Source organism: Daejeonella sp. (assembly GCF_030695525.1).
GTDB lineage: Bacteria > Bacteroidota > Bacteroidia > Sphingobacteriales > Sphingobacteriaceae > Daejeonella.
Window position 1 is genome coordinate 66713 of record NZ_JAUYSS010000048.1, and the last position, 14583, is coordinate 81295.

Consider the following 14583-nt stretch of genomic DNA (forward strand, 5'->3'; position numbering starts at 1 on the left):
CCTATAAATTATTGCAAATGCAGGTAATCGAAAACTTCCCTCTTAAGAACCTGAATACTTTTGGAGTTGCAGCCCATGCATCCTGGTATGTTGAAATAAAACATGAGGATGATTTGAAGGCTCTTTTTGAACAGGATCGATGGAAAAATAGCCCGCGTTTGGTTTTGGGAGGAGGCAGCAATATGCTTTTTACTTCCGATTTTACCGGCCTTGTTATTCATGTCAAAATTCAGGGTATCAGATATGAGGTAATAGAGGATGATATTTTAGTGACCGCCGGTGGAGGTGTTGTGTGGAATGATCTGGTTAATTATTGTGTAGATAATGGATTTGCAGGCATCGAAAACCTGAGTCTGATTCCCGGTTCGGTAGGTGCAGCACCGGTACAGAATATCGGTGCCTATGGGGTTGAACTGCAGGACTTTTTCCATTCATGCAGGGCTTTTGAGATTGCAAGTGGCAAAATCAGGGTGTTTGATAAGGAAGATTGCGGATTTAGTTATCGCGACAGCGTATTTAAGTCGGCCCTGAAGGGACTTTATATCATCACGGAAGTAAGTTTTAAACTTTCAAAAATATTTAAGCCTGAGCTTACCTACGGGGCTATCAGCGATGAACTTCTTAAAAGGGGGATCAGTAATCCCGGAATTAAAGATCTTTCTACTGTAGTTTCTCATATCCGAGTAAGCAAATTACCCGATCCTGCAACAATCGGCAATGCCGGTAGTTTTTTTAAAAATCCGGTAATCCCGCAAGATCAGTTTCTAAAATTGAAAGCTGATTTCCCTGAACTGGTTCACTTCCCGGCACAAACGGGTCATATCAAGATTTCAGCAGGGTGGCTGATTGAGCATTGTGGTTGGAAAGGCAAAGTTGTTGGCAATACCGGAACATGGAAAAATCAGGCTCTGGTATTGGTAAACCATGGCAATGCGACAGGAAAAGAGATTTTTGAATTCTCAGAATCAATTATTGAAAGTGTGAATGCCAAATTCGGTATCCAACTGGAACGGGAGGTTAATATTATCTCAGGTTAATCACTCAATTATTTTTCTGAAAGTTCTTTCAACGATTGCAGCCCGTTGTTGAAATCCTTATCCATCATCATATCCATGAATAATCCCATCCAGCGGTCACCCATATTTTTGGCTTCTCCCTGTAATCCCCAGGTTACCTTCGTTCCCTCGTTAGTTTGTTCAAAGTTAAAAAAGGAGATGGCTGAACTTTCAAATGGTTCAAAAAATTTGAGTTCAAATTCAAGTAAAGAATAAGGTTTTGCCGTGATTAGCTCCATTTGACCCTGTCCTGTTTCTTTACCCAACCATTCCCATAAATGCCCCGGTTGTGCTGTAGTTCCGCTGATTGTGACTTTTGCAGAAGGTTCCATTTTAGTCCATGGGTTCCATTTCAGAAAATTATTCAAATCGGCCACATTCATATAAACCACACTGTCTGTAGCATTGATAAGAGTCGATCGGTGTATAGTATAGGTTTTGGGGAGTAAAGTGCCCCCGATAAAGAAAATGGCCAGCAGTATGAGCAGAATACCACCAATAATTCGTAATGCTTTCATAGTTAGTGCTTTATATTATATTAAGTTATGATTATTTATGCTAATTGCAATATCTTTTTCTATTTCATGTTTAAAGCTTAGAGCAGCTTTGTTATATGAAAATTATAGCTCTACCCCGCTCATTTTTCTTAATTTTGCAAACCATATTAAACAGATGAAATTCAGATTTTTATTATTATTCATATTCTTATTTGTTCAGTCCCGGGCAGAACCTGTTGTGAAGGAAGATGTCAAAAATATCAAAATAGCCGTCTACCGGGCAATTGAAAGTTCATCTGTAACCGATTCATTGTATCGTGCCCTTAAGTCGGGTAAAACCGAAAGTCCACTCATTGTAGCATATATAGGCACTCTGGAAGCTTTGAAAGCAAAACATAGCTGGAATCCATACAATAAGATCAGGTATGTATCCTTATCCCAAAAGACGATGAAGAAAGCTGTAGAACAGGAACCTTCTAATCTGGAAATCCGCTTCATGCGCTTTTCTATACAGCATCATACACCATCCTTTTTGGGCTTTAGCAAGGATCTTGAGGAAGACCGGAAAGCAATTGTCAGACAATTCAAGAACAGGAAGTTTGGCCTGGCCGATGCCGCCTTGATCAGGAATATGGCCGCCTTTATGATCGATTCTGACAGATGTTTGAAAGAGGAGCTGATCTTATTTAAAAAGTATATCTGATATTTGTTTATGGAGAACACCTATCTGCTGATCAATTTCCTGACTGTCTTGTTTCCGGTCATACTTTCCTTTGATAAGCGTGTTAGATTTTACCAGAACTGGAAGTATATATTTCCGGGTCTTTTTCTCAGTGGTTTACTGTTCCTGTTTTGGGATTATCTGTTTACCATTTACGGGGTATGGTCTTTCAATCCTGATTATGTAAGAGGCATCTATTTTCTGAATCTGCCGCTTGAGGAAATACTCTTTTTTATAACAGTTCCATTCGCTTGTATTTTTATATATGAATGCCTTAATTATTATATAAAGCGCGATCTGTTAAAACAGATATCTATTTATATCACATACTTCCTGATGGGTTTATGTGCAGTTTTATTAATTCTGTTTTACGATAAAGTTTATTCTTTGATCACTTTCGGCTTGCTGCTCGTGATTTTAATGCTTGCTCAATTTGTATTCAAATCATCCTATTTAAGCAGGTTTTACCTTGCTTACCTGGTTTCTTTAATTCCATTTTATATCGTTAACGGACTACTGACTTCAATTCCGGTGGTGATGTATAATAATGAAGAGAATATGTCATTCAGGGTAGGGACGATTCCATTTGAGGATCATTTTTATTCAATGGCGATGCTCCTGCTTAATATCATGTTCTTCGAGTACTTCCGCAATCGGGCAAAGAAAGTCCATGGATAAGCTTCCGGAATACAGTAAATCTTACCTCGCCCTGAGAAACGGACAGGATAAGCCTCAGATATGGATCGCATTCAAAGGCATTATTTATGATGTCACTGATAGCCGCCTATGGAAAAACGGGAAGCATTATGAACATTGGGCCGGGCAGGATTTGACGGATGAATTGAAGGATGCACCACACGCTGAAGGAGTATTTTTGAAATTTAATGCTATTGGAAAGCTTAAATAACCTGATTTGGATATAAGAAAGGTTAAATTATAGGGATATAATTATCCAGATAAGGCTTTGGGGCCAAGTGATTTGATTTTGGAAACCAATTCCTGTGTGTTATAGGCTGGTTCAGCCCTTTCCTCCGGAGTATTTCCGGCAAGAAATCGCATTCCCCTCTGGTCGGTGTTCTCAACGTACCAAGCACGATCATATCAAGTGGTGATAACACCAAACACAGGGAAACTGCCGGAAGATACCTCCTCCGGCAAGGTTTATTTTACTCTCAGCTGTTTTTCATTGGGACTGGCAGCCCCGGCGCTGCTGCTGCGCGCGCAATGTCATTATTTAAGCATTCAAGATTTCTGTTTGGCACCGCTTTGCCCATTTGCGCTGTAGAGTCCACATGTCATAGGTTAGCCGACCCCGGTGGTCGTATGTGCTAATTGTAGACATACCCCCAATTTCGGGGTCGGGATTTTTTCGTTGAAAATTGTTCTATAAACATGTGACCCATTCTGGGTCATCTCTAAATATGCGGCCTTCTTCGGGGGGCGGCAGAGAAAATTTCGAATCTAAAAAGCAATCGGCAGGGTTGAACTCAACTTAAATAATCAGATCTTTTTTAAGCTTCATTAGTGATTAGCGTTTTTTTTACTGATTTTGCATTCTTCAAAAGGCTAATATTTAACAAAAGAAAAGAGTAGAAATTCACCTTGTTTATGGAAAGTGTTATCAGTTACGTTAATGATTTAGTTTGGAGTAATGCACTCATCGTATTATGTATGGGTGCAGGAATTTATTTTTCAGTGGTTACCCGCTTTGTACAGCTCAGGTATTTTAAGCATATGATCCAGCTGCTTTTTCAGGGTAAATCATCAGATAAAGGAGTCAGTTCATTCCAGGCTTTTTCAATAGCTATATCTGGGCGGGTAGGTACCGGAAATATTGCCGGAGTAGCTACCGCAATAGCTATGGGAGGCCCCGGGGCCATATTCTGGATGTGGTTAATCGCCTTTCTGGGAAGTGCATCCGCCTTTATTGAAGCTACCCTTGGCCAAATTTACAAGCAGGTAAATAATGGGCAGTACCGCGGTGGACCGGCTTTTTATATTGAAAAGGGTTTGGGCATCAGATGGTATGCTATTGTTTTTTCAGTGGCTACAATATTAAGTACGGCTTTCTTTTTGCCGGGAGTTCAGAGTAATAGTATAGCCTTAAGTATGCAAAATGCATTTAATGTGCCCGTTGCTTATACCGGCATAGTTATAGTTGTTCTGCTTGCCATGATTATTTTTGGGGGTGTTAGGCGTATTGGGAAGGTTGCTGAGATCGTAGTTCCCTTTATGGCCGGGGCTTATATTCTTGTTGCTATTAGCATTATTGCCCTGAATATTGAGCAAGTGCCTGCTATGTTCAGCCTGATTTTTAGTTCAGCTTTTGATTTGGAGCCGCTCTTTGGCGGTGTATTTGGATTGGCAATCGCATGGGGCGTTAAACGAGGGATTTATTCCAATGAGGCGGGCCAGGGTACAGCACCACATGCTGCAGCAGCTGCAGAGGTAAAGCATCCGGTTAGTCAGGGCCTTGTGCAGGCTTTTTCTGTTTATGTAGATACACTTTTTGTATGTAGCGCTACTGCATTTATGATATTGATTACCGGACAATACAATGTCATAAATCCGGAAGGTGGCTTCCTGATGGAGAATATTCCGGGAGCACAAATTGGTGCAGAATATACGCAGAATGCAGTAAACTCCGAATTTCCGACCTTAGGAGCAGGTTTCGTAGCTTTTTCGCTTTTGTTCTTTGCCTTCACCACCATTATGGCCTATTATTATATTGCCGAAACCAATTTAAGCTACCTGGATAAAAAAGGCAGTAAGTGGGCTTTATGGGCACTTCGTTTTTTACTGCTTTTTGCGGCTTTCTATGGAACAATAAAAACTGCAGAATCTGCCTGGACACTCGGAGATATCGGGGTAGGTATTATGGCATGGTTAAATGTGATTGCCATAATTCTATTGCGCAAGCCTGCACTGTTAGCATTGAAAGATTACCAGGCACAGCGAAAACAAGGCAGCAAAGAGCCGGTTTTTGACGCCAAAGCTTTGGGGATTAAGAATTCTGAGGTATGGGAATAGCTTGGGCTTGTGGAATTTTTAGAATAGAACGGCTGCCCAGAAGGTTAATAGGAATTTAATTATACACATCAGTACTTTCAAACTGTTTACTGAGTTCTATATAATAGTTTAATTAGGTTTTGGAAATATGCTGTTGTGTATATTTTATTGTAAGTCCTGCTTTTCGCTCATACTCCACAGGCCTTATGCACAGGCCGGTATCCGCTCCAATCAGGTTTAAGTCCAGCTGACAGTGCAATTAAAAATGGGCCTGTTCCTTTTAGATCAAAATATTTTTAAGCAGAATGTTAGGCTTAATCTTTTCTCATTTAATTTTAGAGCAGAGTAGAATCATTCCCAAAGACAGGCTTTCCCGGGTAATAGCAGATCAATTCCCCCAAACAAAAAGGGCACCCCATTCATCTGGAGCACCCTTAAAACTTATAACCTACAACTTATAACTTACTACTTCTCAATAACAAAACTACTCAACCTCACAAATTGCTGTACTCTCGCCTTAATTTCTTCCTGACTTAAGTTTTTGATACGCTCGATACCAAATTTCTCAACGCAGAAGGAGGCTAGCGCAGAACCGAAGATAATTGCATTCTTCATATTATTGAAATTGATCGTTCCTACCTGGGCAAGATACCCGATGAAACCACCGGCAAAGGTATCACCGGCACCGGTTGGATCGAATACATCGGCAAGCGGTAAAGCAGGGGCAGAGAAGATCAGATCTTCATGGAATAATAAAGCACCATGTTCACCTTTTTTAATGATCAGGTATTTCGGTCCCATGGCCAGAATTTTATTTGCGGCTTTAACCAATGAATACTCACCCGACAATTGTCTTGCTTCAGCATCGTTAATGGTTAAAACATCCACATTTTTGATTACCGCTAAAAGATCTTCCAGGGCGATATCCATCCAGAAGTTCATCGTATCCAAAACAATCAGTGCTGGACGCTTATTTAAACGGTTGATCACAGTCTGCTGAACCTGCGGAGTAAGGTTACCCAGCATCAGGAACTGACAGTCCTGATAGCTTTCCGGAATAATCGGATCAAAATCACCAAGAACATTCAGTTCAGTGATTAAAGTATCGCGACTATTCATGTCATTATGATATTTTCCCGACCAGAAAAAGGATTTTTCTCCCTTTTTTATCTGAAGTCCTTCGGTATCGATGCCATGATCATTGAAATTTTGGATATCTTCCTGGTGAAAGTCTTCACCAACCACACCAACGATTTTTACATTCTTATAGAAATAGGATGCGGCTAAACTTGCGTAGGTGGCTGCTCCGCCCACTATTTTATCTGTTTTCCCGAAAGGAGTTTCAATTGCATCGAAGGCAACGGAACCAATAATAACTAGACTCATATTTATTTTAAAAAATTTTGATACAAATATTGCATTAATAATTTAAAATCCCGAATATTGCACTCCCGAAAGGGGGGAACTTTAAACAAGTTTTATAACCAGAAATTCCCGAATAGCTCAGCTGGTTAGAGCATCTGACTGTTAATCAGAGGGTCGCTGGTTCGAGCCCAGCTTCGGGAGCTAGTTGAATGACTAGTAATGCCCCACCAATGTCCTGGTGGGGCTTTTTTATTTTAGAGATTTTTCTTCTTCAATAGAATTCCTTCCTTTTTAAGCTATTTGGTTTGAGCATAGTTTGAGCAAAAACCACAGCATGACCATAATTTCCAAATTATTGTTTAATTAAAAATCATTTTAGACACCAGATGGAAAAAATCTGATGGAACCTATCCCATAATGTTCAGAGTTACCAAAACAAAGGAATTAAATTATTTGTCTTTTGGATTATCAATTACTGAAGGAGACTGGGATGAGAGTAATAGGTGCGGACCTTAGCAGGCAAAGGTTAGCCTTGATTATTAAATCAAAAAAACGGGTATAAGCACAGCTAAAAGAGGAAACAAGATTACGAATAACATAAGGTACCAGGACGAGCGATGAGCGAAATTCATAGTTTGCCCATATCCGAACTGTTTGTCCACAAATAATGAAGGGTCATCAGGATTATAGTAAATCAATCCCCAGCATCTATAGTGTCTTCGATCTTTTGCAGGTCTTTTCATAATTAAAATTACAAATATTTATCATTACAAGCCCTCAGCCTACAAAGGATCTTGCTAAGACGCAGAGACGCGAAATATACCTAATTGAATGATTATATAATCTGTATCCCTTGCGTCTTGGCGTCTCTGCGAGAGTAAAAATTTTGAGAAGTTCTAGAGGAGAGAATTAATAAACCTCTATAACATGTCATGGGTAAAAAAAGGACACCAAATCACATTGAATATGTTCTAAGCTCAGGCAGTTAATAATAAGTTTACCGATGTTTTGGATCAAGATGTTCTGATAACTCCCCTTTAAGCCTATGGTACATTTTTAATTTATATTCAACAGATAGTTCTTCCCGGTGCGATTTAGTAGTCTGCGGTGCATCCGAATCTTTCGTGTCCACGACTTCTAAGAGTATCCTGTCTCCAATTTTCAAATCTTCCTGTACCCATTTCATACTTTCACTACTTGCGGAATTTAAACCGCTTACGGAAATGCTGATTGTGTCCGGTTGATTATCCAGGCCCTCAATCAAATTAATGATTGTACTCAGTACTCCTTTTCCGGATTTCAGTCCGGCTGTGCAGACTTTAATATCGTTTAAATGTATTTCAAATGCTTTCATAAATATGTTTTTTGACCTTCATTGCTTGAGAAAAGATACAGAGAGTAAATCAGTTGATTAAATTATATCAATTAGTAAAGTTTCCCCTCCTTGTCAAATTCCCTTTTTCGAATTAAGGTTCCTGACTCATTGTATTGAAGATCTGTCGTTCCCCGATCATGATAATTTACACTAAACTTTACTTTTCCATTGTCGTGGAAATAGGTGCTAGAGATTCTTTCGCCTTTTTTATAAACAGATTCGCTGTACAGATAACTGAAAGTTCTGCTGGCTATATTACTCTGGTATTCCTGAAATTTTTGCATGATCCCTTTTTTTGAGCGGATACTCACAAACATAGGCGCATTCGGATACATATAAGATATCATCGAGTCGACAGGAACTCCCATGCGATAATTAGCTTTTGTCTGGATTTGCCCCTTTTTATCATACCAAATACTTTTGCCATTGAGACTATCCTTCTTATATTCTATACGTCCATAGATCGTACCATCCGGATAATAATACATTGAAATGCCATGCTTTTTATTATTCTTGTAGGATACAGTACGTTCGATTTGACCGTTGGCGTAATATATAACAGGCTTCTCAGTATCTAATACCTGAGCTAATGGAGCATTGCCTAAGTTCTCATTAACCCAAATAAGCCTTTTTGTCGCCGAAGCATATTGCAAGTTTCTAAACCCATCCTTATTACGGTAAAGCATGCTGTACCCACACATGCCGATACCCACTGTGCCCTCAGATCCTGCATTCGCAATTATCAGCCACTCCTGACCGGCAGAAACGTCAATATCACAGGATGTATGGACTGTAGTGGACTTTGGAGGTGCACCACTTACTGTAATTTTTTGTAAGGAAGTGCCTTTTAAAAGGACGATTTCATCAACCAATACTTCATATTGAATTGGGAAATTTGGATCCCCACTTCTATAGTTCGCTTCATTAAAGGGCAATTGCTCCTTTATCCTGACAAGAGCTACATAAGCCTGATTTCTCAGACCATCTGCAGTTAAGGGAGATGTCGCGCAGGAACAAGCGAAGGAAGATAATGGGCCAAAAACGAAGAGTAATATCAGTAGTCGTTTCATAATAAGTGTAACACTAAGATACTTATAAAGGGTGCATATTCCATTATGGGGGCCAATCAATGGAAACGTCTTAGAGAGAGTTTAGTATTTTAACTAACCTTTGTTCAGATCAATATAATTTCTGCTGCTTTCTTTGTTCTTATCCTCCAGGCAAAGCAAAATAATCAGGGAAATCATAGGGATCAGAAAAGAAATCCAAAACCAGAATTTTGGCTTGCGGCCCATCTGTTTAGCCAGCACGGCTGCTGCAATTTGGGGCAGGAAAACAATTGGCGCGAGGACAAGGATAATTAATTCGGGCATCTTTAATTAATTCAGGGCAAATATACCAAATAGACCCTGAATTCAGCGATAGGTGGATTAAGTTTAAAGCTTAAAGCCGAAAGCTCAAAGCCTGTAGCTATTGCTCAACTGTCCGTAGAGTTAGCGCAGCGTTCTACGGATTAATAAATGGCCAAGAGTCTTAAGACTCGTTTACAAAAAAACTGGCATTATCCCACATCGTCCGTAATTTAGTGTTGTGCCTTGTGGATTATTACAATATCAGGAGTCTTTAAATTCATTGAAAATTAAATAATCATGTTGAGACATTATTTCTAATCTGTGTGATTTTTTTAGTATCAAAAAGTACGAATTGTGAGATTCTAATAGTACTTATACAATTATGTTTTATTAACTGATTTAGTTTTATGATTTGATATTTTGAGGAGTCAGAAGACTCCTAATCATTGGACAATCCGTAGAGGCGCTTCGCTAAACTCTACGGACAGTGCGGAAAACCCAATTTCTGTCATTAAAAAGCTACTAATCACAAAAAAGAATATGCCCAGTTTATTGACCCACATATTGAACTGTTTGATGCATAAAAATGGCTAAAAAATTTGATTCTATTATAATATTTAGCTCATCTGCCTTTACGGTTACTGCAGCGTCTCTGCGGATTATTAAATGTTCTCCCGTACATACGGGACAGACTCGTTTATAATTAATAAGCTAAAAACTTTATTTCTAATAACCTCCTCCAGTCCCATACAAATAATCCCCACCCCCACCTTCCCAATCCCTGCAAACCCATCTCATCATACCCAACAGTTTAATTTGTTAAAAAATGTTAAAATTTTTTGAAATTTTTATCCAACTTTTTTTATTTGAACCATCATTTTAGAAACTTAAAAACATTTAATTCAGACATTTTTTGAAAGCTATTATTTAAAATTTTAGTGGTTAGATTATGTTGTCTCAAGTATTAGCTCCCCGTTTTAGCGCAATGCGCAAATTGACAATTCTTTTATTATGCCTGCTGGCTTCGAACCAGATCTTACATGCCCAACCGGCGGCGACCAGGAAAGGTGCTAAATCAAGTTTTACGGCCAAGCTCATGAATATTGAAGCAGCGGCAAACGAAACCTTCAGGTACACCACCAGCCTTTATAACGCTTCGGCAGAGAATCGTGTCTACGAATTGAAGGCAGATTTACCGGCAGGCTGGATAATCACTTACCGGGTAGAGGGCAGTCAGGTTGGTTCACTTAGCCTGGATGCCGGTAAAGTGCAGGACATTGCCATCGAAATTAATACAACCGCAACTGCAGCTCCCAAAAAATACATCATCCCTCTAAAGGCCATCTCCGCTTCCGAAACCTTATCAACAACTATTGAAGCGGTCGTAAAAGGCTCTTATGGCTTAAGCTTAAGTACCCCTAGCGGAAGGTTAAGTGATGAAGTAACTTCAGGCAGCCAGAAGAAATTGAATTTTATCCTGAAAAACACCGGGACACTTCCCTTAAACGATGTGGAGATGACCTCCCAAATGCCTTCCGGCTGGGAAGCATCTTATGAACCGGCAAAGATCAAGCAACTGGAACCCGGAAAATCGATCGAAGTGAGCGCTGCATTAAAGGTTCCCGACAAGACCATAGCCGGAGATTATGCAGCTACATTTACAGCAGCAAATACGAATACAAATTCTGCTGCCGCTTTCCGGCTTGTTGTAAAAACTTCCTTGCTTGCGGGTTGGATAGGGGTTTTGGTCATCCTGCTTTCCATAGGCTTAGTTTATTATCTGATTCGAAAATACGGCAGAAGATAAGTATCGGTATGAGCAGTCCTATCATAAGCCTCAAGGGTTTAACCAAACACTATGGTTCCCTTAAAGCGGTCGATGATCTGAATCTTGATGTCCAAAAAGCTGAGATCTTCGGCTTGCTCGGTCCGAACGGGGCCGGGAAAACCACCAGTATTTTAATGATGCTGGGACTTACCGAGCCAAGCAGTGGAACAGCCTGGGTTTGTGGATATATCGCAACGAATAACCCGATTGCGGTTAAGAGAAAAGTGGGGTACATGCCGGATAACCTTGGCTTCTACGACCAGATGTCGGCACTCGAAAACCTGGTTTACATAGGCCGGCTGAATGGCCTGGCCGAGACTAAAGTTAAAGCACGTGCCATCGAACTTCTGGAGCTGCTTGGTCTGGCGGATGCGATGCATAAAAAAACCGGCACCTTCTCCAGGGGGATGAAGCAACGCCTTGGCCTGGCCGATGTGCTGATTAAAGAACCGGAAGTGATTATTCTGGATGAGCCTACCCTGGGTATTGATCCTGCCGGGGTAAGGGATTTTCTCGCATTAATCAAACAGTTAAGTAAACAACATGGACTTACTGTACTCCTTTCATCGCATCATCTGCATCAGGTACAGCAGGTTTGTGATCGGGTGGGGATTTTCGTCAATGGGAAATTGCTCGCGCAAGGGAATATTAATACACTTTCGGAGAGTTTATTTGGTAGTGATGCTTTCATCACCACTGTCAATTTAGCACAGACTGTTCCGCAACCATGGCCGCTTGAAGCCGAATTAAAGCAATTCGATGCCATAAAGGATATCATGATCAACGATAAAGAATTAGAATTTACATGCAGTTCTGAGTTTACCGCCCCTTTAGTTCGCTTTTTAGTTCAAAAGGGCTATGACATTCTGGGGGTACAACAGAAAAGCTACGGACTGGATGATATCTATCAAAAGTATTTTGAATCCAATAGCATAAACCACAAAAAACCATGAAAAGTCAACCTGCTTTACGGAAGCCTTTTGGCGTGATGGTACACAAGGAAATTGCTGATCATATCCGCAGCTGGCGCTTTGCTGTTCTTATTGCCCTGATTGTACTGACTTTTATTGCCTCCATGTATGTGTCGCTTTCAAATATCAAACCGGCAACAGGCAATACGAATGACCCGGACCATATATTTTTATACCTTAAGCTGCTTACAACCACCGATAATTCTATTCCTCCATTCCATGTATTTCTGAGCTTTCTGGCGCCATTGCTGGGCATCAGTTTAGGATTTGATGCGATTAATTCTGAGCAGAATAACGGCACCTTAATCCGCTTAATGGCTCAGCCCGTATATCGGGATAACCTCTTGCTGGCAAAATTTACAAGTGCTATGGTTATTGTCAGCAGCTTGTTTGTCGCCCTGGCCCTGCTAATGATAGGGGGCGGACTGATTTTAACAGGTGTCCGCATTGAACCACAGGAGGTCCTCCGGATCTTAGGCTTTATTGCCTTAAGTATCGCCTATGTCGCCTTCTGGTTAAGCCTATCTATTACTTTGTCCGTTCGTTTTAAGCAAGCCGCAACTTCTGCCCTTGTAGCAATTGGTATATGGCTATTCTTCACCATATTCTACCAGATTGTGATCAATCTGTTCATAAAATCCATTTTGCCTGATCCGAATTTTCTCTCTCAGGCCCAGGTGATTTATTACAATGAACTTATTTTAAACCTGTCGCGCATTGCTCCTAACCAGTTGTTTACAGATGGAATAACCACCTTGCTGATGCCATCTGTGCGCAGCCTTGGCCCGATCACCATGGAACAAATGGCAGGAGCTATTCCTTCGCCGCTCCCTTTTAAAGAGAGTTTAATGATTGTCTGGCCCCAGATAAGTGGTTTACTGGCATCAACTATAGCCTGCTTTGCCCTGGCTTATTACCTGTTTATGAGGCGGGAGATACGGGGGTAATTAATGGACAGCGTGTACAACAGTTAATTGATGTTGTGTTATAATATTAATTTAGGTAAACGCTGGAAACTCTAAGGACAGTTGAGAAGTTCCAATTATCGGGCTAAAGCCCCATGTAATTTTCCTCCTAGCTTTCTAAATGTTGGGCTGAAGCCCCAGAACGAGCAAAATCTTAGCTCCAGCTAAAGCTGGAGCCTATTGACCGACCGCACTAGTGTGATGTCTTAAACTGTACAATAGCGGTTTAAGTTGTACAGGAAAAATTAATTTTGGTAATTGAAGGAAACTGTACGGGCAGAGATTTGGTAGGTGGCGGTTCAAGCCCGCCATGACAGCCGATTGGTGGGCGAAAGCAGATTCCGGCTCAAGGCCGGAATCTGACAACACTGCTGAATTGATTTAGTAAACCATTTTTTCTGTTAGCATTTATTACAATCCGATTCCGGCCTCCGAGCCGTATTCTCCTGTTTTCTTAAAATCGATAGGTCATCGTGGCGTAGGCCACGACCTCCTTTTTAATATACCATTTGTCATGATGAGATGTTAAAAAGTCAATTTTGGTAAACGCAGCTTTCAGCATTTTGTCTGAACTCTGATTTTTTTGATTAGCATGATTTATTGATTCAAAATAATCAAATAAATCATTTTAATCATAGTTCAGACAACAGCATATGTTGGACTCTTCATTATCCATAATTTAACTAAAACGAAAATTTCCGCGCAATTTTGCCTGAATTAGGGTCTCCTGCCACTCTGCTGGATAACAGAAAGGAGACAGAGTCCTACCTGATTCGGCAGTACTTCGGCAGTTCTTCGGGAGCTGTTCGCTTGCCGCCGAAGCCCTGTCAAACAGTTTCCGAACAAGTCCCGAATCTGTCAGGAATCTGTCCCGATTCTGTCCGGAATCTGTCTCGAATCCGAGTCGAAGGCCAGTCGAACAACAGTCGAAGGCTAGTCGAATCGGACTCGAAGGAATTGAATATTTTTCCGAAGAAAATGAAGAAAAAATGTGTTTTTAAGTAGACTGCATGAACAAATACTAAAGTTTCTCGAAGAAACTCGCTGGAAACGCAATGTTTTGATTTAAGACTTGAATAAAGGATTCTATTGAATTTTCGGGCTCTAACTGAACAGATTGACGTAGGCGCTGAGATCTTGTTTCTGGCGGCCTTATTTTAGCCTGAAATCGTAAAATAGCTCCCTGTTTTTGATCTTCGGAACACCAGGATTAAATTTACAAAAAAGCAGAATTTTTTTCTAAATTTTTCTGCTAAAAGTTGTCGGGATGGAAGGTCAGGGCCGGCAGGTTTTATACCACCGAAATTTTAATAGTAGCGATGTAGGATAGGAGGGTTTTGATGAATTTTCTCCAACACCAGAGTCCGGTGGGAAGAACCCTCCTCTTCAAATGGTCCTTTGAAATTTTCTTTTCAGTTAAGTCCCCCCCCCCCTCAAGCTTAAAG

The 14583-nt window shown here is 40.5% G+C and carries 15 protein-coding genes and 1 tRNA gene; 10 read left to right on the plus strand and 6 right to left on the minus strand.

Going from position 1 to position 14583, the window contains the following annotated elements:
* Positions 1-17: 17 nt before the first annotated feature.
* The gene (gene murB / locus Q8S11_RS11635) at positions 18-1037 is read left to right on the plus strand and encodes a UDP-N-acetylmuramate dehydrogenase (RefSeq protein ID WP_305662276.1); all 1020 of its coding nucleotides are present in this window, start codon (positions 18-20) and stop codon (positions 1035-1037) included.
* Positions 1038-1045: 8 nt separating this feature from the next.
* Here murB and Q8S11_RS11640 read toward each other — a convergent pair whose 3' ends face one another.
* Complete coding sequence (locus Q8S11_RS11640) at positions 1046-1573, minus strand: SRPBCC family protein (RefSeq protein ID WP_305662277.1); 528 nt, start codon at positions 1571-1573, stop codon at positions 1046-1048.
* A gap of 154 nt (positions 1574-1727) precedes the next feature.
* Here Q8S11_RS11640 and Q8S11_RS11645 point away from each other — a divergent pair, with 154 nt between their 5' ends.
* From Q8S11_RS11645 to Q8S11_RS11660, 4 genes are all read left to right on the plus strand, one after another.
* Positions 1728-2255, plus strand: coding sequence for a hypothetical protein (locus Q8S11_RS11645; protein ID WP_305662278.1), 528 nt, complete (start codon positions 1728-1730; stop codon positions 2253-2255).
* Positions 2256-2264: 9 nt separating this feature from the next.
* Positions 2265-2951, plus strand: coding sequence for a lycopene cyclase domain-containing protein (locus tag Q8S11_RS11650; protein ID WP_305662279.1), 687 nt, complete (start codon positions 2265-2267; stop codon positions 2949-2951).
* Entirely contained in the window at positions 2944-3180 is a 237-nt protein-coding gene (locus Q8S11_RS11655; protein ID WP_305662280.1) for a cytochrome b5 domain-containing protein, read from the plus strand. Before Q8S11_RS11650 ends, Q8S11_RS11655 begins: the two co-directional genes overlap by 8 nt.
* Before the next feature lie 701 nt (positions 3181-3881).
* Entirely contained in the window at positions 3882-5303 is a 1422-nt protein-coding gene (locus tag Q8S11_RS11660; protein ID WP_305662281.1) for a sodium:alanine symporter family protein, read from the plus strand.
* Between the two features lie 444 nt (positions 5304-5747).
* Here the strand turns inward: Q8S11_RS11660 and Q8S11_RS11665 are convergent, their stop codons facing one another.
* A complete protein-coding gene (locus Q8S11_RS11665; RefSeq protein WP_305662282.1) occupies positions 5748-6668 on the minus strand; it encodes a PfkB family carbohydrate kinase in 921 nt (306 codons plus the stop codon).
* Between the two features lie 106 nt (positions 6669-6774).
* Between Q8S11_RS11665 and Q8S11_RS11670 the strand changes: the two genes are divergently transcribed.
* Positions 6775-6848: transfer RNA gene (locus Q8S11_RS11670), tRNA-Asn, on the plus strand.
* A 171-nt stretch (positions 6849-7019) separates the two neighbouring features.
* The gene (locus Q8S11_RS17870; protein WP_371135153.1) at positions 7020-7163 is read left to right on the plus strand and encodes an Arm DNA-binding domain-containing protein; all 144 of its coding nucleotides are present in this window, start codon (positions 7020-7022) and stop codon (positions 7161-7163) included.
* A gap of 23 nt (positions 7164-7186) precedes the next feature.
* On the opposite strand, the gene Q8S11_RS17875 is transcribed toward Q8S11_RS17870, so the two are convergent.
* The 4 genes from Q8S11_RS17875 to Q8S11_RS11685 all read right to left on the minus strand — a co-directional run bounded on the left by Q8S11_RS17875 (position 7187) and on the right by Q8S11_RS11685 (position 9395).
* Positions 7187-7390 (minus strand): DUF5808 domain-containing protein, encoded by a 204-nt coding sequence (locus Q8S11_RS17875; RefSeq protein WP_371135152.1) that lies wholly within the window; start codon positions 7388-7390, stop codon positions 7187-7189.
* 254 nt (positions 7391-7644) lie between these two features.
* Positions 7645-8001 (minus strand): hypothetical protein, encoded by a 357-nt coding sequence (locus tag Q8S11_RS11675; RefSeq protein WP_305662283.1) that lies wholly within the window; start codon positions 7999-8001, stop codon positions 7645-7647.
* A gap of 71 nt (positions 8002-8072) precedes the next feature.
* Complete coding sequence (locus tag Q8S11_RS11680; RefSeq protein WP_305662284.1) at positions 8073-9092, minus strand: toxin-antitoxin system YwqK family antitoxin; 1020 nt, start codon at positions 9090-9092, stop codon at positions 8073-8075.
* Positions 9093-9185: 93 nt separating this feature from the next.
* Positions 9186-9395, minus strand: a complete 210-nt coding sequence (locus Q8S11_RS11685) for a hypothetical protein (RefSeq protein WP_305662285.1) — start codon at positions 9393-9395, stop codon at positions 9186-9188.
* Positions 9396-10323: 928 nt separating this feature from the next.
* Here Q8S11_RS11685 and Q8S11_RS11690 point away from each other — a divergent pair.
* The 3 genes from Q8S11_RS11690 to Q8S11_RS11700 are packed head-to-tail and all read left to right on the plus strand — an operon-like array spanning position 10324 to position 13120.
* On the plus strand, positions 10324-11181 hold the full coding sequence (locus tag Q8S11_RS11690; protein WP_305662286.1) for an NEW3 domain-containing protein: 858 nt from the start codon (positions 10324-10326) through the stop codon (positions 11179-11181).
* Between the two features lie 8 nt (positions 11182-11189).
* Complete coding sequence (locus Q8S11_RS11695) at positions 11190-12155, plus strand: ABC transporter ATP-binding protein (protein ID WP_305662287.1); 966 nt, start codon at positions 11190-11192, stop codon at positions 12153-12155.
* A complete protein-coding gene (locus Q8S11_RS11700; RefSeq protein ID WP_305662288.1) occupies positions 12152-13120 on the plus strand; it encodes an ABC transporter permease in 969 nt (322 codons plus the stop codon). Before Q8S11_RS11695 ends, Q8S11_RS11700 begins: the two co-directional genes overlap by 4 nt.
* Positions 13121-14583: the final 1463 nt, after the last annotated feature.

Excerpts from the sequence above, each read along its gene's own strand:
- murB (WP_305662276.1), top strand. The coding sequence starts at position 18 with ATGCAGGTAATCGAAAACTTCCCTCTTAAGAACCTGAATACTTTTGGA.
- Q8S11_RS11640 (WP_305662277.1), bottom strand. The coding sequence starts at position 1,573 with ATGAAAGCATTACGAATTATTGGTGGTATTCTGCTCATACTGCTGGCC.
- Q8S11_RS11645 (WP_305662278.1), top strand. The coding sequence starts at position 1,728 with ATGAAATTCAGATTTTTATTATTATTCATATTCTTATTTGTTCAGTCC.
- Q8S11_RS11650 (WP_305662279.1), top strand. The coding sequence starts at position 2,265 with ATGGAGAACACCTATCTGCTGATCAATTTCCTGACTGTCTTGTTTCCG.
- Q8S11_RS11655 (WP_305662280.1), top strand. The coding sequence starts at position 2,944 with ATGGATAAGCTTCCGGAATACAGTAAATCTTACCTCGCCCTGAGAAAC.
- Q8S11_RS11660 (WP_305662281.1), top strand. The coding sequence starts at position 3,882 with ATGGAAAGTGTTATCAGTTACGTTAATGATTTAGTTTGGAGTAATGCA.
- Q8S11_RS11665 (WP_305662282.1), bottom strand. The coding sequence starts at position 6,668 with ATGAGTCTAGTTATTATTGGTTCCGTTGCCTTCGATGCAATTGAAACT.
- Q8S11_RS17875 (WP_371135152.1), bottom strand. The coding sequence starts at position 7,390 with ATGAAAAGACCTGCAAAAGATCGAAGACACTATAGATGCTGGGGATTG.
- Q8S11_RS11675 (WP_305662283.1), bottom strand. The coding sequence starts at position 8,001 with ATGAAAGCATTTGAAATACATTTAAACGATATTAAAGTCTGCACAGCC.
- Q8S11_RS11680 (WP_305662284.1), bottom strand. The coding sequence starts at position 9,092 with ATGAAACGACTACTGATATTACTCTTCGTTTTTGGCCCATTATCTTCC.
- Q8S11_RS11685 (WP_305662285.1), bottom strand. The coding sequence starts at position 9,395 with ATGCCCGAATTAATTATCCTTGTCCTCGCGCCAATTGTTTTCCTGCCC.
- Q8S11_RS11690 (WP_305662286.1), top strand. The coding sequence starts at position 10,324 with ATGTTGTCTCAAGTATTAGCTCCCCGTTTTAGCGCAATGCGCAAATTG.
- Q8S11_RS11695 (WP_305662287.1), top strand. The coding sequence starts at position 11,190 with ATGAGCAGTCCTATCATAAGCCTCAAGGGTTTAACCAAACACTATGGT.
- Q8S11_RS11700 (WP_305662288.1), top strand. The coding sequence starts at position 12,152 with ATGAAAAGTCAACCTGCTTTACGGAAGCCTTTTGGCGTGATGGTACAC.